The organism is Hydrogenophaga sp. GW823-FHT04C09, assembly GCF_058796355.1.
Genome location: NZ_JBXAIO010000001.1, coordinates 603943 through 627194 on the forward strand (window position 1 = coordinate 603943; position 23252 = coordinate 627194).

A 23252-nucleotide genomic window follows, 5' to 3' on the forward strand; every position below is an offset into this window, starting at 1 on the left:
TGCGGGAGAATAGCGCATGCCCTTCCGCCCCGAACCGACGATCCCCCATGGCCAACCTGCGCGCACGGCCATCGTCTATTGCAACCTCGGCACGCCCGACGAAGCCAGCGCCCCCGCCCTGCGCCGCTACCTCGCCGAGTTCCTCGGCGACCCCCGCGTGGTGGAGATTCCCCGGCTGGTCTGGTGGCCCATCCTGCACGGCATCATCCTGCGCACGCGACCGAAGAAGTCCGCCGCCAAATACGCCAGCGTCTGGCTGCCCGAGGGCTCGCCGCTGAAGGTGTGGACCGAAAAACAGGCCACGCTGCTGCGCGGCTACCTGGGCGAGCGCGGCCACCAGGTGACGGTGCGCTATGCCATGCGCTACGGCAACCCGTCCATCGCGTCCGTGCTCGACGAGCTCAAGGCCCAGGGCGTGGCCCGCGTGCTGGTGCTGCCGGCCTATCCGCAGTACAGCGGCACCACCACCGCCAGCGTGATCGACGCGGTGACGGCCTGGAGCCAGCCCGTGCGCAGCCTGCCCGAGCTGCGCTTCGTCAACCGCTACCACGACGACCCGGGCTACATCAAGGCGCTGGCCCGGACCATCCGCGCGCACTGGACGGCGCACGGCCAGGGCGACCACCTGGTGATGAGCTTCCACGGCGTGCCCGAGCGCACCCTGCACCTGGGCGACCCCTACCACTGCGAATGCCGCAAGACCGCGCGCCTGCTGGCCGAGCAACTGGGCCTGGCGCCCGAGCGCTACACCCTCACCTTCCAGTCGCGCTTCGGCAAGGCCAAATGGCTGGAGCCCTACACCGAGCCCACGCTGGTGGCAATGGCGAAGAAGGGTTTGAAGAACGTGGACGTGGTCTGCCCCGGCTTCACCAGCGATTGCCTGGAGACGCTGGAAGAAATCAACATGGAGGCGCGCGAAGCCTTTCTGCACGCGGGCGGCCAGCAGTTCCAGTACATCCCCTGCGTGAACGACTCGCCCGAGTGGATTCGCGCACTGGCCGATCTGGCCGAGCGGCACCTGCAAGGCTGGCCCACCAAGACAGCGGACAACCCGATGGAGCTGCAGGCCAGTCGTGAACGGGCCCTGGCGCTGGGCGCGAAAGACTGATCCTGCTGGTTTACACGAGGGAAGACCATGCCCGCCCACCCCATCTTCAAGACGGCGTTTGCCAAGGTCTACCCGCTGTATGTGCAGAAAGCGGAGCGCAAGCACCGGACGAAAGCGGAAGTGGACGACGTCATCCGCTGGCTGACGGGCTACGACCAGGCGGGCCTGGAGCGGCAGATCGCGCAGGGGCACGACTTTGAAACCTTCTTCGCCCAGGCCCCGGCGATGAACCCGAAGACCTCACTGATCACCGGCGTCGTCTGTGGCGTGCGCGTCGAGGCGGTGGAAGACCCACTGATGCAGCGCATCCGCTATCTGGACAAGCTGATCGACGAGCTGGCCAAGGGCAGGACGATGGAGAAGATCCTGCGGCAATAGCGCCGCTGGGAGCGGCCCGCGCGGCCATGAGGACGCGAAGTCGTCCTACATCGCCTCGTGTCCTGGCGCGATAAGGTGGAGCCTCGATCACTGTAGGAGATGCACCGTGGTGACCAGAAGAAAAACCCAAGGCTCGCTCGTCGAGCGAGCCAAAGCGCAAGACGGCGCCCGCGACAGTTTTCCCGGCGAGCACTGGCTGGTGCTGGGCGCGGGCATTGCGGCATGGGCGCTCACACGCACGAGCCCTTCGGTGGTCGTGCGCACGGCAGGCATGCTGGCGGCCACCGCCCTCGTGGGCCGAGCCGCCAGCGGCCGCGATGGCTTGAGCAAGCTGCTGCGCTACACGCCGTTGGGCCGGCGCATCCGCTAAGGCGGGGAGGTCTTGCCGTCTGGCTCCACCGAGCCGCGCAGCACCCCGTTGATCTCGGCACCGAAGATCAGCGTGGTGGCGCTGATGTACAGAAACACCAGCGTGGCCACCACGCCCGCGAAGCTGCCGTAGAGCAAGGCCAGCTTGCCCGCGGTGCGCAAGGTGTACGACAGGCTCGCGGCCGCCCCCACCCAGAGGGCCGCCCCCACCACGGCACCGGGGATCACGGTGTAGAGCCGCTGGCGAATGTCCGGCAGCCAGCCGTACATCAAGGCATACAACATCACCAGCACCAGGAACGCCGAGCCATAGCGCACGCTGTTGCGTGCCCAGAGGGTCTCCTGCCCCACGCCCACGTTCTCGGCCAGCAACAGCCACACATACGGCATCACCACCACCGAACTGAAAGCCAGCAGCACGCCCGAACCCACCACCACCGTGAACAGCGTGACCTTGATGCGCGCCTTCCAGAACGGCAGCCCGCGCTCGATGCCATAGGCGCGGTTCAGCGCCGAGCGGATCGCCTGCATGCCCGACGAGGCGGTCCACAGCGTCACCAGCACGCCCACGGCCAGCAAGGCCTGGTTGCGCTGGGCCAGCACCTGCTCGATGACCGGCTGCATCACGTCGCGCACCACTTGCGGCGTGTACCCCACCACGCGCCCCACCAGCGCCGCCGCGTCGCCAGGCTTGCCCAGGTAACCGGCCGAAGCGGACAACAGGATCAGGAGCGGAAACATGGCCAGCACCGACGAGAACGCGAGGCTGCCGGCCTGGTTGGCGCTCTGGTGCAGGACGTAATTGCGGATGGCCAGCAGGATCACGCGCAACCCTGGTGTGTTCAGCGCGGCGTGCCGAATGCGGCGCCCGGCTTCGCGAAGGCGGCTCATGGGTGGAGAAGGAAAATGCCGAACTCAAGACGCATCACGCCACTCCAAGGTTCACGGCCAAACGACAGTCGCCATGGTAGTTGAACCCCATCGATCGGGTGCGATGCCCTTTTTCTCCCTGCAGCGAGGAGCCCATGACCCACCAGACCGGATCTCCATCCATGGAATCGTTGGTGAATGAATTGTTCCAGCGCTATGAGCGCGAGTTCAACCGATCCCTCCGCGGTGATTCAGACCTCGTGGCGGTCGCGAATCTCTACGCCAAGGCATTCATCGCGGCGACCCCGTCGGGCGTGGTCACGGGGCAGAACGACGAGCAGCTGAAGAAGGTGATGGCCGACGGCTTCGAGCGCTACCGACAGATCGGCATGAGCGGCATGAAGCTCCAGCGCCTGGACATCTCCGGCATCGACGATCTTCACGCGCTGGCGCGCGTGGACTGGACGGCGACCTATGCCATCGGCAACGAGAAGAAGACCATCGACTTCACCAACGCGTACCTCGTCCGCCGGGAAGGCGACACGGCCACGGTGTTTGGCTGGATCACGGGCGACGAGGAAGCCGTGATGAAGGCGCATGGGATCGTTCCGTGAGTGCCCGGCTCAGTGCCCCGCCAGAAACCGCTGCACCAGCTCGAACTGCTCGGGCACGTTGAGCGCGGGCGCGTGTCCGCAGCCGGCAATCGTCACCACCAGCGCGCGCGGCCCGCGGTCGCGCATGGCCTCGGCCGTGTCGGCCAGCAGCAGGTCCGACTCCGCGCCGCGCAGGCACAGCACGGGCACGTCGATGCGGTCGTAGGTGGGCCAGAGGTCGTAGTCCGCGGGGTGGTGGCTGAACTGCATCACCATGGCCGGGTCGTAGTGTGGCGTGACGCGGCCATTGGCCAGTCGGCGCGCCGAGCTTTCGGTGAGCAGGCGCCACTGCGCGTCACTCAGGTAGCCGTACGGCTTGTAGACGGTGCGGAAGTACTGTTCCAGCTCGCTCATGGTGTGGAACGCGGCCGGGTTGCCCGCGTAGCTGCGGATGCGCTGCACCGCCGCGTCGGCCAGCTTGGGGCCGATGTCGTTGAGCACCAACCGCTCGATGCGCCCGTGCAGCGGGCCGGCGGCGCACACCATGCCGATGGCGCCGCCCATGGAGGTGCCGACCCAGTGGAAGCGTTTGATGACGAGCTGGTCCACCAACGCGGTGGCGATGCGCGAATAGAAGTCCAGGCAGTACTCGGCTTCGGGCTCGGGGCTCCATTCCGAGAGGCCGCGCCCGATCGTGTCGGGGCAGATCACGCGCCAGCCCTGCGCGCTGAGGTGCGCGGCCAGCGGGTCCATGTCGCGTCCGGTGCGGGCCAGGCCGTGCCAGGCGACCACCGTCTGACCGTTGGGCGTCTCGGGCGCCCAGTCCATGAAGTGGATTTCGCGGCCTGCGCAGGTGAGGTAGCGCGAGCGCGGGGTCACGGCGGTGGCCGCGGGCGCGAGGGTGGTGGCGGTGTTCATGGCCGGCCTCCTTTCAGGCGCGCGAGCGAGGCCCGCTCTCGCAGCTTGCCCACGATACCCGTGGGGAAGTAATACACCGACAGGACGAAGAGCACACCCAGCCAGAGCAGCCAGCGGTCGGGCGTGAGCAGCGCGGGCAACAGCGGCAGGCCTTCGGTGGCGCTGCCGGCCATGCGCAGCAGGTCCTGCAGGTAACTTTGCGCCACCACGAAAAGCACGCTGCCGATGAAGGCGCCGTAGAGCGTGCCCATGCCGCCGATGACGACGATGAGCAGGATGTCCAGCATGATCTCGAACGAGAGCGAGGTGTCCGGTCCGTTGTAGCGCAGCCAGAGCGCAAGCAGGCAGCCCGCGAGGGTGGCGAAGGAGGCGGAGAGCACGTTGGACAGCGTGCGGTAGACGACGGTGCGGTAGCCCAGGGCCTCGGCACGGAAGTCGTTCTCGCGGATGGCCTGCAGCACGCGGCCGAAGGGCGAGTTCACGATGCGCAGGATGGTGAGGAAGATCGCGGTGACGGCCAGGAAGATCAGGTAATAGGTGATCAGCCGGCCGTTCAGATCGACCTCGCCCAGCGGCGTCTGCAGCGGCTCTTCGGTCAGCGTGAAGCCGGGCGAGAGCAGCTCGGGCACGCGGAAGGTCAGGCCGTCTTCACCACCGGTGAAATCCGACAGCTGCGAGGCCAGCGTGAGAAAGGCCGAGGCCACCGCGAGCGTGATCATGGCGAAGAAGATCGCGCGCACCCGCAGCGAGAACAGGCCGATGAGCAGCGAGAGCACCAGCGAGACCAGCAGCGCGCAGAGCACACCCAGTGCAATGGCGCCCCAGGACGGTGACTCCGCCGCGTTGAGCGCGATGGCCACGCCGTAGGCCCCGATGCCGAAGAACATGGTGTGCGCGAAGCTCACGATGCCGGTGTAGCCCAGCAGCAGGTCGAAGCTGGCCACCAGCGCCACGAAGATCAGCACCTTGGCGGCCACGTTGAGCGCCTTCACGCCCGGGAACAGGAAGGGCGCGAAGGCCAGGCCCAGGAAGAGCACGATCAGCAAGGCGACCAGCCAGCGGCTGCGCGGCAGGTCGTTGGAGAGGAGACGGGACAACATGCTTCGGCTCCTTCTTATCGGTTCGTGACCGGGTACACGCCCTGGGGCCGCCACAGCAGGATGGCGACCATGAGCGCGATGTTGGAGAACAGCGCGACCTTGGGTGCCAGGAAGCCGGTGTAGTTGGCCATCAGCCCCACCAGCAGCGCGCCGATGAGCGCGCCCAGCGTGGAGCCCAGGCCGCCGATGATGATGACGATGAAGATCAGCACGTTGACCTGCGCGCCCATCTGCGGCAGCACGGTCTGCTGGTACAGGCCCCACATCACGCCGCCCAGGCCGGCCAGCGCACTGCCCACCACGAACACGCCGATGAAGAGCTGCCGGATGCGGTAGCCGAGGGACTCGACCATCTCGCGGTCCTGCACACCGGCGCGCACCAGCAGGCCGACCTTGGTGCGGTTGAGCGTCCACACCATGGCCGCGAACACGGCCGCGCCCACCAGCACGGCGAGCAGGCGGTACTTCTCCACCGCGGCATCGCCGAAGATGAAGGAGCCGCGCAGGCTCTCGGGCAGCGGCAGCGCGATCTGCTCCGGGCCCCAGATGACCTTGATCATCTCCTCGCCGATGATCATGCCGCCCATGGTGATGAGGATCTGCTTGAGGTGCATGCCGTACACCGGGCGGATGATGAGCCGCTCGAACACCCAGCCCAGCGCGCCGGCCACGGCCATGGCCACCAGCATGGCGGGCAGCAAGGCCACGAGGTTGAGCCAGAGGCTGTTGGCCGTGGTGTAGCTGCCCATGCTGGCCAGCACGGTGGTGGCCACGAAAGCGCCCAGCGCGATGAACACGCCGTGGCCGAAGTTGAGCACGTCCATGAGGCCGAAGACCAGCGTGAGGCCGGAGGCGATGATGAAGACGATCATGCCCATGGCCAGGCCGGCCACGGTGAGCGTGATCCAGGTGGACGGGCTGCCCACGGCGGGCAGCGCGAGCAGCGCCAGCGCGGGCACCAGGGCCAGCGGCTTCCAGTCGAAGTCGGCGTTGAGTTTCATTGGTGTGCTCCGAGGGACAGGCCCAGCAGCTTGGATTGCAGCGATTCGTCGGCCGCGAGTTCGGCCATGGAGCCGCTGTGCACGACGCGGCCGTCGTCCATCACGGCCACGGTGTCGCCGAGCTGGCGCGCGAAGTTGAAGTTCTGCTCGACAAGCAGGATGGTGGTCTTGGCGGCCTTGAGTTCGCGGAAGGCCGCGATCATGTTCTGGATGATCGCGGGCGCCAGGCCTTTGCTGGGCTCGTCGATCAGCAGCAGCTTGCGCGGCTCGACGATGGCGCGCGAGACGGCGAGCATCTGCTTCTGCCCGCCGCTCAACTTGCCGGCCGGGTGCAGCCAGAATTTCTTCATGGCCGGGAACAGGCCGAAGATCCATTCGAGGCGGTTGGTGTCGATGTCGTCCAGGCTGCGCGCGCCGCGCGCGGCCAGCAGCATGTTCTCGCGCACCGAGAGGTCCGCGAAGATGCCCATGCTCTCGGGCACGTAGGCCACGCCGCTGCGCGCGATGTCGGGCGTGGGGCGCTGGGTGATGTCCTGGCCGTCGAGCGTCACCGTGCCCTGGCTGGCGTGCCACAGGCCCATGATGGTGCGCAGCGTGGTGGTCTTGCCCGCGCCGTTGCGGCCCAGCAGCATGGTGAGCTGGTTGGCCGGCACGGCGAGGTCCACGCCGTGGAGGATGTGGTACGCGCCGATGTGGGTGTGAACCCCTTTCAGCGTCAACAGGTCCTGGCTCATGCGCTCACCTCTTCTTCCGGGTTGATGCCAAGGTAGGCCTGCTGCACCACGGGCGAGGCAATCACGGTGGCGGGTTCGCCATCGGCCACGAGCTCACCGTTGTGCAGCACGATGATGCGGTCCGAGAGTTCGCGCACCACGTCCATCTTGTGTTCGACCAGCAGGATGGTCTTGCGCTTGTCTTCCTTGAGCTTGCGGATGAGGTTCAGGATCACGGGCACCTCGTCCACGCTCATGCCGGCCGTGGGTTCATCGAACATGAAGACCTGCGGCTCCAGTGCCATGAGGATGCCGACCTCCAGCTTGCGCTGGTCGCCGTGCGGCAGGCTGGAGGCGAGCGCGTCGCGCTTGTCGGCCAGCGCCACGGTTTCCAGCACCTCGTCGGCGCGCTGCAGCAGGTCGCGCCGGTCGCTCCAGATGCGCCACAGGTTCAGCCCCGCGCCCGCCCTCGCCTGCACCGCCAGCCGCACGTTCTCCTGCACCGTGAGGTTGGGGAACAGGTTGGTCAGCTGGAACGCCCGGCCCAGCCCGGCCTGCGCGCGCGCCGGCGCGCCCAGCGCCGAGATGTCCTTGCCACCGAGCCGCACACGGCCCGCGCTGGCCCTGATCTGGCCCGAGATGAGGTTGAAGTAGGTCGTCTTGCCCGCGCCGTTGGGGCCGACGATGGCGGTGAGCGTGCCCGGTGCGAACGCGCACGAGACGGCATTCACCGCCACGTGCCCGCCGAAGCGGACCGTGAGGTCTTGGGTTTCAAGCATGAAGGGACTCTCCGCAGAAGGCAGCGGTATGCCGTGAGCCGCAAGTGCGGCGAACTTCCAGAAACACCGCGGAACCGGCTTTGCCGGGCCGCAGGTGTTGTCCCCCTTTTCAAGGGGGAAGCCGCGTCAGCGGCGCAGGGGGTTACCGGCCATTCCGAATAGGAATGGCAAGGTCCCCGGGTTTGATCTCGCGCACCAGCTCGGGCACACCCCAGGCAAACGCCGGGTCGGCCTTGATCTTGAAGTGGTACATGCTCTGCATGGCCTGGTGGTCTTCCTTGCGGAAGGTCATCGTGCCCTTGGGCGTGTCGAAGCTCATGCCTTCCATGGTCTTGATGAGCGTGTCGGTCTTGGTGTCGCCGTTGGTCTTCTTCAGCGCGGTCACCACGGCCATCGCGGCCGAGAAACCACCGGCGGTGAAGAAGTCCGGCGGCGTCTTGAACTGCTTGTAGTGCTCGGCCACCATCGCGTCGTTCACCGGGTTCTTGGGGATGCCGAAGTAGTAGTACAGCGCGCCCTCCATGCCCGGGAACTGCTTGTAGGCCACCATCGCGGGCAGGATGTTGCCGCCGGTGGCGAGCTTGATGCCGTAGCGCTTGTCCAGCTCCATCTCGGCGATCTTGCCGAAGGGCGTGGGCGCGCCCGACCAGCCCACCGAGATGTACTTGGTGCCCGGCTGGTCCTTGAGCTTGTCGACGATGCGCAGCAGGCCGGCGGTGAAGTCCGTCGTGCCCACAGGCAGGTATTCCTCGTGAACGATCTTGGCCTTCTTGGTGAAGTCCTTGGCGGCCTTCACGCCGTCGCGGCCGAAGGCGTTGTCGTTGGCCAGCATGGCGATCACGTTGCCCGGCTGGTCCAGCGCCACGGCGTTGGCGGCGGCGTCCTGGCTGCTGTTGCGGCCGGTGCGGAAGATGTACTTGTTCCACTTGTCGCCGGTGATCGAGTCGGCCACGGCGGGCTCGACCAGCAGGATCTTCTTGTACTCCTCGGCCACGGGCAGCATGGCCAGGGCCACGGGCGAAGCGGTCGGGCCGATGGCCAGATCCACCTTGTCGTCGGCGTAGGCGGCGGCCAGCAGGCTCTTGCCCACATCGGGCTTGCCCTGATCGTCCTTCTCGATCACGACGATCTTCTTGCCACCCACCATCATGGTGCCGCCGGTGGCGTAGCTCAGGCCCATCATCAGGCCGGCCTGGGTCTGCTTGGCATAGGCCTCGAGCGGGCCGGTCTTGCTGTGGATGTGGGCGATGCGGATCTCGCCCTTGTTGGCCTGGGCCGAAACGAGCGAGGTGCCGAGCGCCGCAGAGCAGGCGAGCGCGATGACCGCCAGGCGGCGGGTGGTGTGAGTCATGTCTTGTCTCCTGGTTGGAAGGATCGTGACAGCGCGGTGCGCCGTGTCTTCCTTATCGCAGACTTCGTGCCAGCGGTACAGGCCTTTGATTTCAAAGGGTTTTGTTCAGACCGCCCTGGCGATTGTCCATATTTCAGACAATCCCGAATCGTGAAATTGTCTGAAATTCAGACAATCGTCTGAATTTCAGACGCATCGCCCAAGGCCGCCAAACGGTCGTACAGACTGGCGCGCGAGATGCCGAGCAGCTTCGCGGCTGCGGTGCGGTTCCCACCGGTGCGGGCCAGGGCCTGCGCGATCGCGCGCTGCTCCAGCTCGGCGATCTGCTCGGGCAGCGGGCGCAGTTCGTCGCCCTCTTCCATCGCACGCGCGACGGCCTTCGGCAACGTGGCCGCCGGCGCAAGGGCGGGCAGGCCGGCTTCTTGCAGCACCGCCCCCACCTGCGCGGCGGCGATGTGGTGCGAGTCGCTGCGCAGCGCAAGCTGTTCCAGCACGTTGCGCAGTTCACGGATGTTGCCGCGCCAGGGCTGTGCGGCCAGCAGGGCCTGGGCGTCGGCGGTCAGCTCCAGCTGCGCGCCGCCGCCACGCGCGGCGATGTCTTCGCACAGGGCCTCGATCAGCAGCGCGATGTCGTCCTGCCGCTCGCGCAGCGGCGGCACGCGGATGGGCAACACGTTGAGGCGGTAGTAGAGGTCTTCCCTGAAGCTGCCTTCGCGCACCATCTGCTGCAGGTCGCGCGAGGTGGCGGCGACCACGCGCACGTCGAAGCGCACCAGCTTGTTCGAACCCAGCGGCTCGATCTCGCCTTCCTGCAGCGCGCGCAGCAGCTTGACCTGAACCGACATCGGCATGTCGCCGAGTTCGTCCAGGAACAGCGTGCCGCCATCGGCCAGCTTGAACTTGCCGTCGCGCCCTTTCTTGTCGGCGCCGGTGTAGGCCCCGGGGGCCACGCCGAAGAACTCGGCTTCGAGCAGCGTGTCGGGCACGGCCGCCATGTTCACGCTCACGAACGAGCGGCCCGCGCGCGGCGAGGCCGCGTGGATGGCGTGCGCGAGCAACTCCTTGCCGGTGCCGGTCTCGCCCAGCAACAGCACCGGGCTGGCCGACTGCGCGGCGCGCCGGGCCTGGCGCTTGACCTCCAGCGCGGCGGCGCTGCTGCCCACGAAGCTGGCGAAGGTGTACTTGCTGCGGCGCTGGCTCGCGAGTTCGCGCCGGGCTTCGCTCAGGTCCTGCTCCAGCCGCGCGAACTTGCTGATGAGGGGTTGCAGCGTGGTCTCGGGGTGGTCGAACAGCACGATGCCCAGCACCCCGATCACCTCCCCCGCGTCGTCGCGCAGCGGGATGCGGCTCACCACGAAGGTGCCGGCGCGGTTGGTCAGCAGGTCGATGAGGATGGGCTTGCCGGTGGCCAGCACCTGGTGCATCTGCGTGTTCTGCACCACGCGCGAGACCGGGTGGCCGACGAAGTCTTCCTCGCGCTCGAAGCCCAGCGCGGGCAGGAAGCGGCGGTACTGGTCGTTGATCCAGACCACGCGCGCGTCGCGGTCCACCAGCATCATGCCCTCGCTGGCGTTGGCGAACAGATCGAACATCGACCTCGCGGCGAGTTCGAGGATGCTTTGCGCGTCACGCGGCAGGCGGTTGTCCCGGGTCATGGCGGGATGGTAACCCTGCACTTCTCCGCGCCTGCGCTGTCATTGAAGAGTAATAAGTAAGAACTACGATTCGCCGCGATGACGCACATGGTTCTTTCCTCTGTCCTTGGTTTTCCGACCCGCCCGCCCTCTTCCCGTAGCGAAATGAATGGGCCGACGGGCAGCCCACGCCACCACGGCCACGCGCACGCAGACGTGTGGGTGTTCAGGGACACCCCACTCGCCTCCACGGACCCGGGGCACCTGGAGGGGGCGGTGACAGCCCGACGGCTGCACTCCCAACTCGATGCCGTGTGCGGCATGGCCTACCTCACCCGTGCGCCGCAAGGCGTGGCCTCGGGGTTGAGCAAGGCGCCCCTGGAAAAAACCGGGCACGAGAACAGCGCACCGATCGGGGATGGTTTTCCTTTGGAAGCGCTGGGCGCCTTCCAGGCCCTCCAGGGTGCGGGCGGTGCCATCGAAACGGGCGCGGCGATCAAAAACCTGTCCAACACCTGCCAGGCTTTGTCGCACCGACAGGCGACCCACGCCGCATTCGCACAGGGCCAACTGGCGCTGGACGAGGCCCACCGCCGGTGGGCGCATTCAGAGGCACATCCCTCTCAGGCGCGGCGACTGTGCGACGCCGCCAAGAAGGCCTGGCAGGCGCGCGCCTCCAAGGTGCAGCTGGAGACGGCCATGCGGCACGCGCCGGAGCAGATCGTGGATGTGGTTCGCTACACCGTCGTGTCGTGGACATCGCGCCTGTTTTCCGCCCTGAAGCTGGCCTTCAAGGCCAGTGCGTGGCTCTCGTTGGCCGCCAGCATCGTCGGCATCGTGGGCTCGGCGCTTCAAGCCTTGGCGGGCATCTTCAAATGGCATTCGTCGAGCAAGCTGGTCGAACAGGCCAAGCGCGCGCTGCGCTTGATCGAAAGCGGCTCACCCGCCGCCAGCCCGACATCGCTGCAAGCCCATGTGATCCGACACGCCCGCAGCCAACGCAAGGACGCGCTGCAACAAGCCCGAGACAAGCGGACCAAGGCAAGGATAGAAACCATCACCGGCATCGCGGCCACCCTCTTCAGCGCCTTGGCATTCCTCTTCCCCCCGCTGGCGTTCATCGCCATCGCCACAGGCCTGGCCTATGCCGGCTACCGGGTGTACCGAGGCATCCGATCGTTTTTCTCGACGCGCGAACTGAACCGGCGGGAGACGGCCTGGCGCGTCGACTTCCATTCCCCCGCGTTCGTCGAGACCTTGAACCGCTCTGCCCGCTCGGAGGGATGGACGGCCGCCAAGCTGAACATGGCGGCGGAAAACCCCTGCTACGCCATCCATTGCCTGATCGAACGGATTCAGCAGGATGACGCGGCATGGCTGCACGGTCTGCTGGAGCAACTCGGTGTCTCGCGGTCGGATCGAGACGCCGTCTTCTTGCTGGCCCAGACCCATGACGTGCCGCAGGCCAGCCACGGCCTGGAGAGGATGCTCTTCGGGGGCGAGTGGTCCCCTTCCGAGCGAACGGGCACCGCCTGAGGTCACGCCACCTGAGGCATCACAGCGTCACGGCCCTGGGCTCATCGAAACTCAGGTACATCCACGTCCCATCGTTGTCGCCCCGGTAGGCTCCGGCGGCCCCGTCGTGCTGCGCGGCCATGGCGGCGAATTGCCAGGCCTCATCCTGCGAGCAGTTCACGACGCGCGTGACCCACCGATCAAAGCCGAGGGTGCGCACCTGCTGTGCGGCCCGTTGCAAGGCGTCGGGCACCGAAGGGTGCTCCCAACCCCAGGTGAAGCGGCTCTCCTTCGTGCAGTAGACCCCCACCACCTGCGCGGCGGCCTGCATCACGCGACCGTCCGCGAAACTCCAGCGCAACCAGCCTTCTTCCATGTCGAGGTGCCATTGGGTTTCGCTGCCCAGGCCCCATGCCTGGCGGTGCTTCGTCGTCTGCTGCTCCAGCCAGGTCATGGCGGTGACGAGCCATTGGTCTTCGAAGGATTGGTGAGCGGACAGCGCCGCGGCCATCCTGTCCCAGGCCTGAGGCAGTCTCTCGGCGACAGACAAGGCTTCGCCTGGCGTGGATGCGGCTTCGTGGCCCTTGGGCTGGTGGCAGTCGAACTCGATGTTGAACCTGCCGTCGGGATACAGCGTGAAGGTCAGGCCCCACATGCGCTCCCCGGTGGTGCTCAAAAGATCGTCGCGCAGGAACAGCACGGCGTCTTCGGGTGCCGTGAAAGCCCCAGTCCCCACGAGCCTTTTTCTTTCGATCTGGTTCTCGTGAACCAGATAGATGCTGATTCGGGCCATCTTGTTCAGGATGACCGCATGGCAAGTGACCGAGTCCCACGGCCGCCCACGAATGAAGGCGAGACAGGCGTCTTTCAATTCTTGATGCGCCTGTTCAACAGATCTGGAAGTGTTCATTGCAGAAACCCGAACCTCACGAAGTTGGCATGACTCAACGGGCGAAGACGGGCTCGCCGCCCCACGCTTTTCATGGGCGGCCATGCTGTCTTGGGGGAAAAGCGGCGTCCAACGCCTGTCAAGGCTGACAGGCTTGACGACTCGGGAGGACTTTGACCTCAGGGCCGGACGCGCTTCGTTGCCGCCATCCGGCTTTTCATTCCAGATACCTGCACCTGACTCCTGCGCGGGCAGGAATCGTGGTGGGCCTGCCGGGAAACTGGGTGCCTGCCGCGTTGTATGCAGGTGACAACCCAGGTCTTCCAGGCCAGGGATTCCCCCTAGCCGAGAGTCGGTTTCGGATCGAGGCTAGGCCCCCGCAGGCCCTTTGAGCCGTGCCAACAGGCGCGGCAACACCAGCACCACGAGCACCACGGCCAGCAGCGTGGCCGACATGGGGCGCTGCAGGAACACCATGAAGCTGCCTTCCCCGATGGACAGGGCGTTGCGCATCTGCGCTTCGGCCATCGGGCCGAGGATGAGGCCCACGATCACGGGAGCGGTGGGGAAGTCGTAGCGGCGCATCACCACACCGAGCAGGCCCAGGCCGTACATGAGGAAAAGGTCGAACGCGCTCTGGCGCATGCCGTACACGCCCACGGTGGCGAAGATCAGGATGCCGGCGTAGAGCTGCGGGCGCGGAATCTTCAGCAGCTTGACCCACAGGCCCACCATGGGCAGGTTGAGCACCAGCAGCATGACGTTGCCGATGTAGAGCGAGGCAATCAGCGCCCACACGAGCGCGGACGAGGTCTGGAACAGCTGCGGGCCGGCGTTGATGCCGTAGTTCTGCAGCGCGCTCAGCAGGATGGCGGCGGTCACCGAGGTCGGAATGCCCAGCGTGAGCAGCGGCACCAGCGTGCCGGTGACGGCCGCGTTGTTCGCGGCCTCGGGCCCTGCCACGCCTTCGATGGCGCCGACGGTGCCGAAGTCGGCCTTGTGCTCGGGTGCGGCCAGTTTGCGCTCGGTGGCGTAGCTCAGGAAGGTGGGGATTTCGGTGCCGCCAGCGGGGATGGTGCCGAAGGGAAAACCGATGGCCGTGCCGCGCAACCAGGCGGGCCAGGAGCGGCGCCATTCGCTGCGCGTCATGTGGGCCTTGTTCATCTTGTTCATGCTGGCTTCGCTGCGGCCTTCGTAGAGCGCGTTGTAGAGCGCTTCGGCCACGGCGAACAGGCCCACGGCGACCAGCACCACCTCGATGCCGTCCATGAACTCCAGGATGCCGCCGGTGTAACGCACCTGCGCGGTGATCTGGTCGATGCCGATGAGGCCCAGCGCCAGACCGAAGAACAGCGCGGTGAGGCCGCGCAAGGTGCTCTGGCCGAGCACCGCGCTCACGGTCGTGAAGGCCAGCAGCATCAGGCAGAAATACTCGGGCGGGCCGAGCTTCACGGCGAATTCGGCCAGCATGGGCGCGAACAGCGTCACCAGGATGGTGGCGATGGTGCCGGCCACGAAGGAGCCGATGGCGGCGGTGGCCAGGGCCGCGCCTGCGCGCCCGCTCTTGGCCATCTTGAAGCCTTCGAGCGCGGTGACCATGGTGCCGGTCTCGCCCGGCGTGTTGAGCAGGATGGAGGTGGTGGAGCCCCCGTACATGGCGCCGTAGTAGATGCCGGCGAAGAAGATCATGGAGGCCGTGGGTTCGACCTGGCCGGTGATGGGCAGCAGCATGGCGACCGTCACGGCCGGGCCCAGGCCGGGCAGCACGCCGATGGCGGTGCCCAGGGCACAGCCCGCGAAGGCCCACAGCAGGTTGATGGGGGTGCCGGCGGTGGCGAAGCCCGCGAGCAGTTGGTTGAGGGTGTCCATCATGTCGGTTCCGCCTTCGGGTTCAGATCCAGCCGCTGGCGGTGACGCCGGGCAGGTTCACGGCCAGCAGCTTGGTGAACAGCCAGTACACGGGCGCCGCGATGACGATGCCGGTGACCGCGTCCTTCACGGTCTGGCGCAGGTCGCCGATGGGCTTGCCCTCGCTGGCGCGCAGACCGCGCACGGCCAGCGCGAAGCACAGCGCACAGCTCAGGATGAAACCGATGGTGGTGATGAGTGCCGCGTTGAGCAGCACGCCGGCCGAGACCCAGGCCAGCGCGCGCCAGTCGCCGCGCGCCGCGCCCGAAGGCTCCTCCATGTGCCGGTAGCCGCCGGTGCGCACCTCCCAGATGAGCATCACGCCGCAGATGGCGAGCGCCGCGCTCACCACCCAGGGCAGAAAGTCGGGGCCGACGCCGGCGTAACCCGCGTCGGAAGGAATCGCTGCCGCGCCATAGGCAAGCACGGCGGCCACGATCAGTGCGCCGATGCCCATGGCCAGTTGGCCGGGGCGGTGGTCGGGCGCGGCGGCGGCCTGGGGAGTGGGGTTCATGACGGGTCCTTATCAAAACGAATCACCCTGGTGCGCGAACACACCAGGGTGAGGGCATGGCGCTCCCGGCGGGAGCGCACCGAGAAGGCAGGCTCAGACCATGCCGGCACGCACCATGGTCGCGCGCAAGGAGGAGAAGTCCTTGTCGACGAACTCGTCGAAAGCCTTGCCGGTCAGCAGCGCGGGCGTCCAGTTGTTTTTCTCGACGGCGGCCGCCCACGACTTGCTCTGCGTGGCCTTGACGATCATGGCGGTGAGCGCGTCGCGCTGGGCCTGGGTGATGCCGGCCGCGCCGTAGACACCGCGCCAGTTGCCGATCTCCACGTCGATGCCCTGCTCTTTCAGCGTGGGCACATCGATGCCCTTGACGCGCTGGGCCGAGGTGATGGCGATGGCGCGCATCTTGCCGCTCTCGATGTACTGCTGGAATTCGCTGTAGCCGCTGCCGCCCACGGTGACGTTGCCACCCAGGATGGCGGCCGTGGCCTCGCCACCGCCCCGGAACGGCACGTAGTTGATCTTGGATGCGGGCACGCCCACCAGCTGCGCGATCTGCGCCGCGGCGATGTGCTCGGTGGCGCCGCGCGAACCGCCGCCCCACTTGATGCTGCCCGGGTCCTTCTTGAGCTGCTCGACCACGTCCTTCATGGTCTTGAACGGCGAGTTGGAAGGCAGCACGAACACGTTGTACTCGGTGCTCAGACGCGCAATGGGCGTGAGCTGCGTGATGGACACCGGCGGCTTGCCGGTGATGATGCCGCCGAGCATGACGGCGCCCATGACCATCAGCGCGTTCGGGTCGCCCTTGCTCGCGTTGTAGAACTGGGCCAGGCCGATGGCACCGGCCGCACCGCCCTTGTTCTCGTAGGTCACCGAGGCGGCCACGCCGGCATCGCGCATGGCGTCGCCCAGCGCGCGGCCGGTGCCGTCCCAGCCACCGCCGGGGTTGGCGGGGATCATCATCTTGATGTTGGCACTGGCCCACGCGGCGTTGGGCAGCGCGCCGGCGGCGGCGAGGGCCGCAAGGGATTTGAGGAAGGTGTCGCGACGCATGGCTTGTCTCCTAGGGAATGGCTGAACCGATGTGCGTATCTTCTGCCCGCACGCTGTCAGTTCGCTGTCCTTCTGATTGGGGGAAACCCTAGGAGACAGACCGGCGCCGCGCGGGCTCAGAAGCGGTGGCGAATGCCCACCTGAATGCCGTTGGAGCTCGAACCGGCCACCGGGCTGTTGAAGCCGAGCGCCGCCGCCGTGTCGTTGGAGACGGCGGTAAGGTGACCATAGAGCGCCGTGCGCTTGGACAGGTTGTGGGTGGCCTGCAGGGTGTAGATCTTCGCGTCGTCGCTGGCCGCGGCGGCCGAGCCGTTGACGTTCTTGGCCTGCGCCGCGCCCACCGACACCGTGGTCTCGCCGAACTTGAAGGCCGCCGCCAGGCCGAACAGCTTGAGCTTCTCCACGGCCTTGTCTTCCACGTCGTAGTAGCCGGTGAGCTTGACCGGGCCGAAGTCGTACGCCCCCACGAACAGCAGCGCGTCCTTGCCCTGCTTGCCGGCCAGCACGCCGTCGGCATCGGCCACCTGCATCAGCGACAGGCCCAGCGTCCAGGGGCCTTGCGCGTAGAGCGCGTGCGCGCTGACCTGTTTGCCGAAGTCCGCGCTGGCGTTGTTGCTGGCGCGCTCCTCACCCAGGCTGTACTGCAGCTGGAACACGGTGCTGGCCACGGTGGGCGACACGTAGGTGATGGCGTTGTCCACACGGTTGTAGTCCCCGTTGCCGATGATGGGCACCACGCTCACCACGTCGTAGACCTTGGTGCCGATGATGCTGGCGATGTCGTCCATCGGCGTGTACTGGCGGCCCAGGCGCACCGTGCCCCAGTTGCCGCCCAGACCCACATAGCCCTGGCGCCCGAACAGCCGGCCACCCTGGCCGAGCGTGCCCACGTCGGCGTTGAAGCCGGACTCCAGCAGGAAGGTGGCCTTGAGCCCGCCGCCCAGGTCCTCCGTGCCGCGCAGGCCCCAGCGCGAACCCTGCTGCTGCCCCGAGGTCACGCGCGTGACCGAGGTGGCGCCCTTGACGCGCTCAAGCGCCACGTCCACCACACCGTACAGCGTCACGGACGACTGCGCGCTCGCGTAACCGCTGACCAGACCCAGTGCCGCCAAGGCGATGGCATGTTTTTTCATGATGACTTTCAGAAGTGAATGGGAGAGGCCATGCTCGTTTTGGTGGCTGTCAGTTCGCTGTCCAACCGATCGGGACAAACCCTAGGCCGGGCGCGGACGCGGACCGGCGGGCGTTCACCCCACGCCCATAATCGGAGGCCATGAAGCTGCTCCTGATCGAAGACAACGCCACGATGCAGACCACCTTGCGGCGCAGCTTCGAGCGGCGCGGCATGCAGGTGCTGGGTTGCGAAGACGGCGCCCGTGCCCTGGCGCTGTGGCAGGCCAGCCTGCCCGACGCGGTGCTGCTCGACCTGAGCCTGCCGGGCGTGGACGGACTGGAGGTGTTGAGCCAGGCGCGCGCCGCCGGCCTGAGCACCCCGGTGATCGTGCTGACCGCGCGTGGCACGGTGGGCGACCGCATCCTCGGCCTGAACACGGGCGCCGACGACTACATGCCCAAGCCCTTCGACCTCGACGAACTCGAAGCCCGCGTGCGGGCCCTGGTGCGGCGCTCCAGCAACGCCGACCAGGCCGCGCGCGGGCCCGTGTGGTGCGGCATGCACGTGGAGAAGGACAGCGGCGCGGTCTACTTCGATGGCCGGCCGATGGAACTCGCCCCGCGCGAACTGGCGCTGCTGCAAGCCCTGCTCGGCAAGCCGGGCCACGCCATCGCCAAGGAGCGCCTGTTCGAGCTGGTGTTCCCGGGCGAGAGCCAGGTGCAGCCCGAGGCCATCGAGGTGGTGGCCTACCGCCTGCGCAAGAAGATCGCCCACACCGGCGCGCAACTGGTCACGCTGCGCGGCCTGGGTTATCTGCTGAAGGCCACGGCGTGAACCCCACCACCGAGACCCCACGCCCGCGCGCGGTGTCGCTGCGCCGCACACTGCTCATGGGCATCCTGCTGCCGGTGTTCGCGTTCGTGATCATCAACACCGTCGTGCTGTACCGGCAGGCCCTCGACGCCGCCGACACCGCCTACGACCGCACCCTGCTGGCCACCGCGAAGTCGCTCGGCGAACAGCTGCGGGTGACGGGCGCGGGCGACGAGGTGCGGGTCGAATCCACCCTGCTCTACTCGGCGCTCGAAGCCTTCGAGGCCGACAACCGCAGCCGCATCTTCTACCGCGTGAGCGGCCTCAAGGGCGAGATGGTCTCGGGCTTTCGCGACATGCCCGACTGGCGCCGCGACATCCCGCAGAAGAACCTCTACGCCGCCCTGGTCAACTTCTACGACGACGAATACCGCGGCGTGCCGGTGCGCATGGCGGTGCTGCTGCAACCAGTGTCCGGTGTGTACGAGCAGGGCATGGCCACCATCCAGGTGGCGGAAACGCTGGAGCTGCGCGAGACGCTGGCACGGCAGATCCTGCTCGACACGCTGTGGCGGCAGGCCGCGCTGGTGGTGGTGATTGCGCTCGTGGTGGTCTTCGTGGTGCAGCGCGCCACGCGCCCGGTGCGCGCGCTCAGCCAGGCGCTGGGCATGCGCAGCGAGAACGACCTCTCGCCGCTGTCCACCGAAGGCGCGCCGCGCGAGCTGCTGCCGCTGCTGGACGCCACCAACCAGCACATGCAACGGCTCTCGCACCTGCTGGAACACCAGAAGCGCTTCGTTCGCGACACCTCGCACCAGTTGCGCACGCCACTGGCGGTGCTCAAAACCCAGGTGCAGTCGGCGCGGCGCGGCGACGTCCCGCCCCAGCAGGCGCTGGAGGAGATCGGCCACACGGTCGAGCGCGCCACGGAGCTGGCCAACCAGATGCTGGCGCTGGCCAAGGTGGAGCAGTTGCGCCAGGATGGCAAGCCGCCGGTGATCGACTGGTCCCAGGTGGTGCGCGCGGTGGCGCTGGACCTCTCGGCGCTGATTGCGGAGCGTTCGATCGACTTCTCGATCGACACCCAGGCCGCGCCGGTGCAGGCACACGAATGGGCCTTGCGCGAACTCAGCCGCAACCTGCTGCACAACGCGATCAAGAACACACCCGCGGGCTCCAGCCTGTCGGTGGTGCTGGTGGTGGACCTGCAAACCGCGGCGCTCACCGTGCGCGACGAGGGCCCGGGCATCTCGCCCGCGCTGCGCGAACGCCTGTTCCAGCCCTTCGTCACCGACCAGCAGCATGCGCCCGGCGTGTCGGGCTCCGGCCTGGGCCTGGCGATCTGCCGGGAAATCGTGCTGTCCCTGGACGGCCGCATCGAACTCAACAACCGCACCCACCAGGGCCAGGTCATCGGGCTGGAAGCGATCGTGCGCCTGCCCCTGGCCACACCTGCCAGCCACTCATGAAACCCGACACCGACGACGCCACCGACAAGGTCCGCCTGGACAAATGGCTCTGGGCCGCGCGCTTCTACAAGACCCGAAGCCTGAGCAGCGAAGCCATCGACAAAGGCCATGTGCGGCTCAACGGCCTGCCGGTCAAACCCTCGCGCGACGTGAAACCGGGCGACACCCTGGAGCTGCGCATCGGGCCGGACACGCGCACCGTGGTCGTGAAGGGCCTGAGCGGCGTTCGCGGCCCCGCGCCGGTGGCCGCCCTGCTCTACGAAGAAACCGCGGCCTCGCTCCTGCAGCGCAGCCAGGCCGCCGAGCAGCGGCGCCTGGCGCCCGAGCCGGCCCACAGCCTGCCGATGGGCCGCCCCACCAAACGCGACCGGCGCCAGATCGAGGACCTGCGCGACGCGCCGCCGCGCGGGGAATGGAACGAGCGCTGGAGCGCGTCGCTCGACGACGGGGAATAAGGCCTAGGCCTTGCGCAGGCCCAGCCACATCACCGTGGCCACCACCACCAGGCCGCCCACCACCTGCACGGCGGCGATGGACTGCCCCAGGATCGCCCAGGCCAGCACCAGCGCGAAGATGGGTTCGATGTTCATGATGGCCGAATTGCCCACCACCCCGAGCTTGGGCAGCACGGTGAACATGATGGTGAAAGCGGTGCCGTAGAGGAAGGTCAGGCCCAGCAAGCCCCACCAGCCCGTGGGCGCGGTGGGCAGGGACAGGCCGCCCTGCGCGGTGGCCGCGATCATCGCCATCACGGCGACGATGGCCATGGTGGTGGCCGTGCGCAGCCGGCCATCGAGTTCACTGGTTTCGTGCTGCGTCAACACCAGCGCCATGCCGAAGGTGGCGGCCGCGGCCAGCGCGAACGCCACGCCCACACCGATCTGTGCCCAATGGCCCGAAGCGCCCAGGCCCGATGCCGCGCCGAACACGTCGAGCGCGAGCGCCAGACCAAGGAGCATCACCGGCATGGCCTTCAGCACGCGCGGCTGCGGCCGCTGGCCGTAGACCAGGCGCGCCCAGAGCGCCGTCCACAAGGGGTAGGTGTTGAACGCGAGCAGCGCCAGCGCCACGGGCAGGCGCGCCACGGCGGCGTACAGGCACAGGCTTTGCACACCCACCAGCAGGCCGATCGCGGGCAAGGCCTTGCGATGCCGCGCCTGAAGGCGCATGGGCACGCGGTAGACCAGCAGGATGGCCGCGACCACCAACGCCGTCACGCTGCTGCGGAAGGCCACGGCCGTGGCCACGCTCACGCCGTGGTCGAACGCGAGCCGCGCGGCGACGTGGTTGGCGCCCATCATGAATGCGATGAGCAACAGGGTAGCGAAGGCGGCGCGGCTCAGGGCCGCAGGGGAATGGGCGGAGGACGTCATGCCTCGATTGTCGGTCAGGCCTTGCTTGCTATCGCAACTGCTGGCCGAACAGGTAGGTCATGTTGACCCGCCGGGCTTCGTAGCGGTCCACGAAGCGAATGGTGTCGGTCTCGTGGAACAGCGCCGAGTTGAACAGCACCGCGCGGTTGCAGCGGTGCGGCACCGTCACGCAACCCGCCTTGTGTTGCGCCAGGAACTCGTAGATGCGGGCACTGTCTGCGTTGTACTGCTCGAAGGTCCAGTCGGCCGGCGCCGGCACGTCGTAGACCTTGAGGCCGCCGCTCTCGGGATCGAGGTTGTGTTCGCTCGGTGCGATCCAGAAGTTCAGGTTGACCTTGGCGAAGTCGGCGTGCACGTTGATGCCGCGCGTCACGGCCGGCTCGTACTTGAAACCCCAGAGCTGGGTCAGCAGGTAGTCCTTGAACACACGCGGCATGCGCTGCTTGAGCTCGCGCGCGAGCTGCAGGTGCAGCGGGCTGTTGAAGCCCCGGTTGGCGAAGGCCCCCAGGTAGCTGTTGGCGTACTCGCCGTGCCACACGCGCGAGGCGTGGGCAAAGTCCTGAAAGGCCTTGAGCGCCGGCTCGGACAGGAAGTGGTCGATGGTCAGGATTTCGGGCGTGCCCGCAAGGTAGGCCTCTTCCAGCGCGAGCCAGTCGTTCTCCGGGTTGAGCACGTCGGGCATGGCATCGGGCATGGCATGCAGCCAGGGCGTGGCCAGAAATTCCTGCAGGCTCGACAGCTCCTTGGCCGAGGCGCGCAGCGTGCCGCCGGGCGGCCAATCTTTCGCCTGTTGCAGCAGCGCGCTGCCGGTCTTGAGAAACGGCGCCAGGCCGGGCACGGCGTGGCCGTGCGCCTGCAGCCACTGCGCCTGCTGCACATCGTGTTTGAGGCGGAAGGCACTGAGCGCCAGACCCGCGTGCCGCAAGGCCGGCGCGCGGTACACGCTCTGCAGGAACACCTCGAGGCTCCTGCGGCCGGCGGCGATGACACGGGGCGTGTCCACGCTGTCGCTGAGCACCGTGGCCGCCAGGTTGGTGTGCGCCTGGACCATGGCCGGATCCAGCGCGATGGCCTTCTCGCAACTGGCCACGGCCTCGGGGATGCGGCCCAGTTGCTTGAGCGCATTGCCGCGCTCCACCCAGGCCTGGGCGTGTTTCGGGTGCGCCTCGGTGGCGCGCTCGGCGCGGGCCAGGGCCTCGTCGTACCGGGCCAGTTCGTTGAGCGCGTTGCTGAGGTTGCACAGCACCACGGGGTTGTCGGACTCGACCGCCAGCGCCCGCTCGTAGCTGCTCAGCGCCTCCGGCTGGCGCCCCAGGCGTTGCAACACATTGCCCTGGTTGCACAGCAGCGCGGTGTGCGCCGGATGGGCCTGCAAGGCCCGTTCGAAGCAGGCCAGGGCCTCGGGCAACTGCTGCAGCTTCTTGTGCAACAGACCGAGGTTGATCGCGATGTCCGCATCGTCGGGCAGCAGCGCCCGCGCCTGCTCATACGTGGCCAGCGCCTCGGTGTCACGGCCCAGCTGCTGCAGCGTGAACGCCAGGTTGTTCAGCGCATCGGCATTCTGCGGCGAGGACTGCACGGCACGGCCGAAATAGCCCGCTGCGCGTTCAGGATGGCCGGCCTGCGACTCCAGCAGGCCCAGGTGGTACAGCACCGCGAATTCGGTCGGGAACTGCTTGAGCACGCCTTCGTACAGCGAACGGGCCGCGTCCAGCAGGCCTTGCGAGTGGTAGTGCACCGCCAGCTGCATCTGCTGGGCGGGCGCGAGGGAAGCGTTCATCGCGGCTCCT

The 23252-nt window shown here is 67.5% G+C and carries 23 protein-coding genes; 8 read left to right on the forward strand and 15 right to left on the reverse strand.

Annotation, left to right across the window (positions count from 1 at the left end):
• The first annotated feature begins 16 nt into the window (after positions 1-16).
• The 3 genes from hemH to AC1Q9M_RS02770 all read left to right on the forward strand — a co-directional run bounded on the left by hemH (position 17) and on the right by AC1Q9M_RS02770 (position 1856).
• Positions 17-1108, forward strand: coding sequence for a ferrochelatase (gene hemH / locus AC1Q9M_RS02760; RefSeq protein WP_382158797.1), 1092 nt, complete (start codon positions 17-19; stop codon positions 1106-1108).
• Between the two features lie 27 nt (positions 1109-1135).
• Positions 1136-1486, forward strand: coding sequence for a DUF2200 domain-containing protein (locus AC1Q9M_RS02765; protein ID WP_382324143.1), 351 nt, complete (start codon positions 1136-1138; stop codon positions 1484-1486).
• 109 nt (positions 1487-1595) lie between these two features.
• A complete protein-coding gene (locus tag AC1Q9M_RS02770; protein WP_444691233.1) occupies positions 1596-1856 on the forward strand; it encodes a hypothetical protein in 261 nt (86 codons plus the stop codon).
• Here the strand turns inward: AC1Q9M_RS02770 and AC1Q9M_RS02775 are convergent.
• A complete protein-coding gene (locus AC1Q9M_RS02775; protein ID WP_492432311.1) occupies positions 1853-2746 on the reverse strand; it encodes a YihY/virulence factor BrkB family protein in 894 nt (297 codons plus the stop codon). The genes AC1Q9M_RS02770 and AC1Q9M_RS02775 overlap by 4 nt on opposite strands.
• A 134-nt stretch (positions 2747-2880) precedes the next feature.
• Here AC1Q9M_RS02775 and AC1Q9M_RS02780 point away from each other — a divergent pair, with 134 nt between their 5' ends.
• On the forward strand, positions 2881-3339 hold the full coding sequence (locus AC1Q9M_RS02780; protein ID WP_492432313.1) for a nuclear transport factor 2 family protein: 459 nt from the start codon (positions 2881-2883) through the stop codon (positions 3337-3339).
• Between the two features lie 9 nt (positions 3340-3348).
• On the opposite strand, the gene AC1Q9M_RS02785 is transcribed toward AC1Q9M_RS02780, so the two are convergent.
• From AC1Q9M_RS02785 to AC1Q9M_RS02815, 7 genes are all read right to left on the reverse strand, one after another.
• Positions 3349-4236: an alpha/beta fold hydrolase gene (locus tag AC1Q9M_RS02785; RefSeq protein WP_492432315.1), complete on the reverse strand. Its 888-nt coding sequence runs from the start codon at positions 4234-4236 to the stop codon at positions 3349-3351.
• Positions 4233-5336 carry a branched-chain amino acid ABC transporter permease gene (locus AC1Q9M_RS02790; RefSeq protein ID WP_291112288.1) on the reverse strand — a complete coding sequence of 368 codons (1104 nt, stop codon included), beginning with the start codon at positions 5334-5336 and terminating at the stop codon, positions 4233-4235. The genes AC1Q9M_RS02785 and AC1Q9M_RS02790 overlap by 4 nt, the downstream gene beginning before the upstream one ends.
• Positions 5337-5350: 14 nt before the next feature.
• A complete protein-coding gene (locus AC1Q9M_RS02795) occupies positions 5351-6337 on the reverse strand; it encodes a branched-chain amino acid ABC transporter permease (protein WP_382158812.1) in 987 nt (328 codons plus the stop codon).
• Positions 6334-7071 carry an ABC transporter ATP-binding protein gene (locus tag AC1Q9M_RS02800; protein WP_382158814.1) on the reverse strand — a complete coding sequence of 246 codons (738 nt, stop codon included), beginning with the start codon at positions 7069-7071 and terminating at the stop codon, positions 6334-6336. Before AC1Q9M_RS02800 ends, AC1Q9M_RS02795 begins: the two co-directional genes overlap by 4 nt.
• Complete coding sequence (locus tag AC1Q9M_RS02805) at positions 7068-7829, reverse strand: ABC transporter ATP-binding protein (RefSeq protein ID WP_382158816.1); 762 nt, start codon at positions 7827-7829, stop codon at positions 7068-7070. The genes AC1Q9M_RS02800 and AC1Q9M_RS02805 overlap by 4 nt, the downstream gene beginning before the upstream one ends.
• Before the next feature lie 142 nt (positions 7830-7971).
• On the reverse strand, positions 7972-9180 hold the full coding sequence (locus AC1Q9M_RS02810) for a substrate-binding domain-containing protein (protein ID WP_382158817.1): 1209 nt from the start codon (positions 9178-9180) through the stop codon (positions 7972-7974).
• Positions 9181-9347: 167 nt separating this feature from the next.
• Positions 9348-10835 carry a sigma-54 interaction domain-containing protein gene (locus AC1Q9M_RS02815; RefSeq protein WP_382158819.1) on the reverse strand — a complete coding sequence of 496 codons (1488 nt, stop codon included), beginning with the start codon at positions 10833-10835 and terminating at the stop codon, positions 9348-9350.
• A 300-nt stretch (positions 10836-11135) separates the two neighbouring features.
• Between AC1Q9M_RS02815 and AC1Q9M_RS02820 the strand changes: the two genes are divergently transcribed.
• Entirely contained in the window at positions 11136-12350 is a 1215-nt protein-coding gene (locus AC1Q9M_RS02820) for a hypothetical protein (protein WP_492432319.1), read from the forward strand.
• Positions 12351-12369: 19 nt separating this feature from the next.
• On the opposite strand, the gene AC1Q9M_RS02825 is transcribed toward AC1Q9M_RS02820, so the two are convergent.
• The 5 genes from AC1Q9M_RS02825 to AC1Q9M_RS02845 form a co-directional block, all read right to left on the reverse strand.
• Positions 12370-13239 (reverse strand): DUF6882 domain-containing protein, encoded by an 870-nt coding sequence (locus AC1Q9M_RS02825; protein WP_492432321.1) that lies wholly within the window; start codon positions 13237-13239, stop codon positions 12370-12372.
• Between the two features lie 348 nt (positions 13240-13587).
• On the reverse strand, positions 13588-15087 hold the full coding sequence (locus AC1Q9M_RS02830; protein WP_382164011.1) for a tripartite tricarboxylate transporter permease: 1500 nt from the start codon (positions 15085-15087) through the stop codon (positions 13588-13590).
• 22 nt (positions 15088-15109) lie between these two features.
• Complete coding sequence (locus AC1Q9M_RS02835; protein WP_291112259.1) at positions 15110-15640, reverse strand: tripartite tricarboxylate transporter TctB family protein; 531 nt, start codon at positions 15638-15640, stop codon at positions 15110-15112.
• Between the two features lie 93 nt (positions 15641-15733).
• Positions 15734-16693 (reverse strand): tripartite tricarboxylate transporter substrate binding protein, encoded by a 960-nt coding sequence (locus AC1Q9M_RS02840; RefSeq protein ID WP_382158825.1) that lies wholly within the window; start codon positions 16691-16693, stop codon positions 15734-15736.
• Positions 16694-16809: 116 nt separating this feature from the next.
• Positions 16810-17826 carry a porin gene (locus tag AC1Q9M_RS02845; RefSeq protein ID WP_444686299.1) on the reverse strand — a complete coding sequence of 339 codons (1017 nt, stop codon included), beginning with the start codon at positions 17824-17826 and terminating at the stop codon, positions 16810-16812.
• A 140-nt stretch (positions 17827-17966) separates the two neighbouring features.
• On the opposite strand from AC1Q9M_RS02845, the gene AC1Q9M_RS02850 reads away from it, so the two are divergent.
• From AC1Q9M_RS02850 to AC1Q9M_RS02860, 3 genes are read left to right on the forward strand one after another with little or no spacing between them, the layout of a single operon-like run.
• The gene (locus tag AC1Q9M_RS02850; protein WP_382158829.1) at positions 17967-18641 is read left to right on the forward strand and encodes a response regulator transcription factor; all 675 of its coding nucleotides are present in this window, start codon (positions 17967-17969) and stop codon (positions 18639-18641) included.
• A 56-nt stretch (positions 18642-18697) separates the two neighbouring features.
• Entirely contained in the window at positions 18698-20089 is a 1392-nt protein-coding gene (locus AC1Q9M_RS02855; RefSeq protein ID WP_444687464.1) for a sensor histidine kinase, read from the forward strand.
• Positions 20086-20544, forward strand: a complete 459-nt coding sequence (locus AC1Q9M_RS02860; RefSeq protein ID WP_444686298.1) for an RNA-binding S4 domain-containing protein — start codon at positions 20086-20088, stop codon at positions 20542-20544. Before AC1Q9M_RS02855 ends, AC1Q9M_RS02860 begins: the two co-directional genes overlap by 4 nt.
• A 3-nt stretch (positions 20545-20547) precedes the next feature.
• Here the strand turns inward: AC1Q9M_RS02860 and AC1Q9M_RS02865 are convergent, their stop codons facing one another.
• Entirely contained in the window at positions 20548-21462 is a 915-nt protein-coding gene (locus AC1Q9M_RS02865) for a DMT family transporter (protein ID WP_382158833.1), read from the reverse strand.
• Between the two features lie 28 nt (positions 21463-21490).
• Positions 21491-23242 carry a tetratricopeptide repeat protein gene (locus AC1Q9M_RS02870; RefSeq protein WP_492432324.1) on the reverse strand — a complete coding sequence of 584 codons (1752 nt, stop codon included), beginning with the start codon at positions 23240-23242 and terminating at the stop codon, positions 21491-21493.
• Positions 23243-23252: the final 10 nt, after the last annotated feature.

Bases quoted from the DNA above. Each gene is read 5' to 3' on its own strand.
- hemH (WP_382158797.1), top strand. From the start codon at position 17: ATGCCCTTCCGCCCCGAACCGACGATCCCCCATGGCCAACCTGCGCGC.
- AC1Q9M_RS02765 (WP_382324143.1), top strand. From the start codon at position 1,136: ATGCCCGCCCACCCCATCTTCAAGACGGCGTTTGCCAAGGTCTACCCG.
- AC1Q9M_RS02775 (WP_492432311.1), bottom strand. From the start codon at position 2,746: ATGAGCCGCCTTCGCGAAGCCGGGCGCCGCATTCGGCACGCCGCGCTG.
- AC1Q9M_RS02780 (WP_492432313.1), top strand. From the start codon at position 2,881: ATGACCCACCAGACCGGATCTCCATCCATGGAATCGTTGGTGAATGAA.
- AC1Q9M_RS02785 (WP_492432315.1), bottom strand. From the start codon at position 4,236: ATGAACACCGCCACCACCCTCGCGCCCGCGGCCACCGCCGTGACCCCG.
- AC1Q9M_RS02790 (WP_291112288.1), bottom strand. From the start codon at position 5,336: ATGTTGTCCCGTCTCCTCTCCAACGACCTGCCGCGCAGCCGCTGGCTG.
- AC1Q9M_RS02795 (WP_382158812.1), bottom strand. From the start codon at position 6,337: ATGAAACTCAACGCCGACTTCGACTGGAAGCCGCTGGCCCTGGTGCCC.
- AC1Q9M_RS02800 (WP_382158814.1), bottom strand. From the start codon at position 7,071: ATGAGCCAGGACCTGTTGACGCTGAAAGGGGTTCACACCCACATCGGC.
- AC1Q9M_RS02805 (WP_382158816.1), bottom strand. From the start codon at position 7,829: ATGCTTGAAACCCAAGACCTCACGGTCCGCTTCGGCGGGCACGTGGCG.
- AC1Q9M_RS02810 (WP_382158817.1), bottom strand. From the start codon at position 9,180: ATGACTCACACCACCCGCCGCCTGGCGGTCATCGCGCTCGCCTGCTCT.
- AC1Q9M_RS02815 (WP_382158819.1), bottom strand. From the start codon at position 10,835: ATGACCCGGGACAACCGCCTGCCGCGTGACGCGCAAAGCATCCTCGAA.
- AC1Q9M_RS02820 (WP_492432319.1), top strand. From the start codon at position 11,136: ATGGCCTACCTCACCCGTGCGCCGCAAGGCGTGGCCTCGGGGTTGAGC.
- AC1Q9M_RS02825 (WP_492432321.1), bottom strand. From the start codon at position 13,239: ATGAACACTTCCAGATCTGTTGAACAGGCGCATCAAGAATTGAAAGAC.
- AC1Q9M_RS02830 (WP_382164011.1), bottom strand. From the start codon at position 15,087: ATGGACACCCTCAACCAACTGCTCGCGGGCTTCGCCACCGCCGGCACC.
- AC1Q9M_RS02835 (WP_291112259.1), bottom strand. From the start codon at position 15,640: ATGAACCCCACTCCCCAGGCCGCCGCCGCGCCCGACCACCGCCCCGGC.
- AC1Q9M_RS02840 (WP_382158825.1), bottom strand. From the start codon at position 16,693: ATGCGTCGCGACACCTTCCTCAAATCCCTTGCGGCCCTCGCCGCCGCC.
- AC1Q9M_RS02845 (WP_444686299.1), bottom strand. From the start codon at position 17,826: ATGAAAAAACATGCCATCGCCTTGGCGGCACTGGGTCTGGTCAGCGGT.
- AC1Q9M_RS02850 (WP_382158829.1), top strand. From the start codon at position 17,967: ATGAAGCTGCTCCTGATCGAAGACAACGCCACGATGCAGACCACCTTG.
- AC1Q9M_RS02855 (WP_444687464.1), top strand. From the start codon at position 18,698: ATGGGCATCCTGCTGCCGGTGTTCGCGTTCGTGATCATCAACACCGTC.
- AC1Q9M_RS02860 (WP_444686298.1), top strand. From the start codon at position 20,086: ATGAAACCCGACACCGACGACGCCACCGACAAGGTCCGCCTGGACAAA.
- AC1Q9M_RS02865 (WP_382158833.1), bottom strand. From the start codon at position 21,462: ATGACGTCCTCCGCCCATTCCCCTGCGGCCCTGAGCCGCGCCGCCTTC.
- AC1Q9M_RS02870 (WP_492432324.1), bottom strand. From the start codon at position 23,242: ATGAACGCTTCCCTCGCGCCCGCCCAGCAGATGCAGCTGGCGGTGCAC.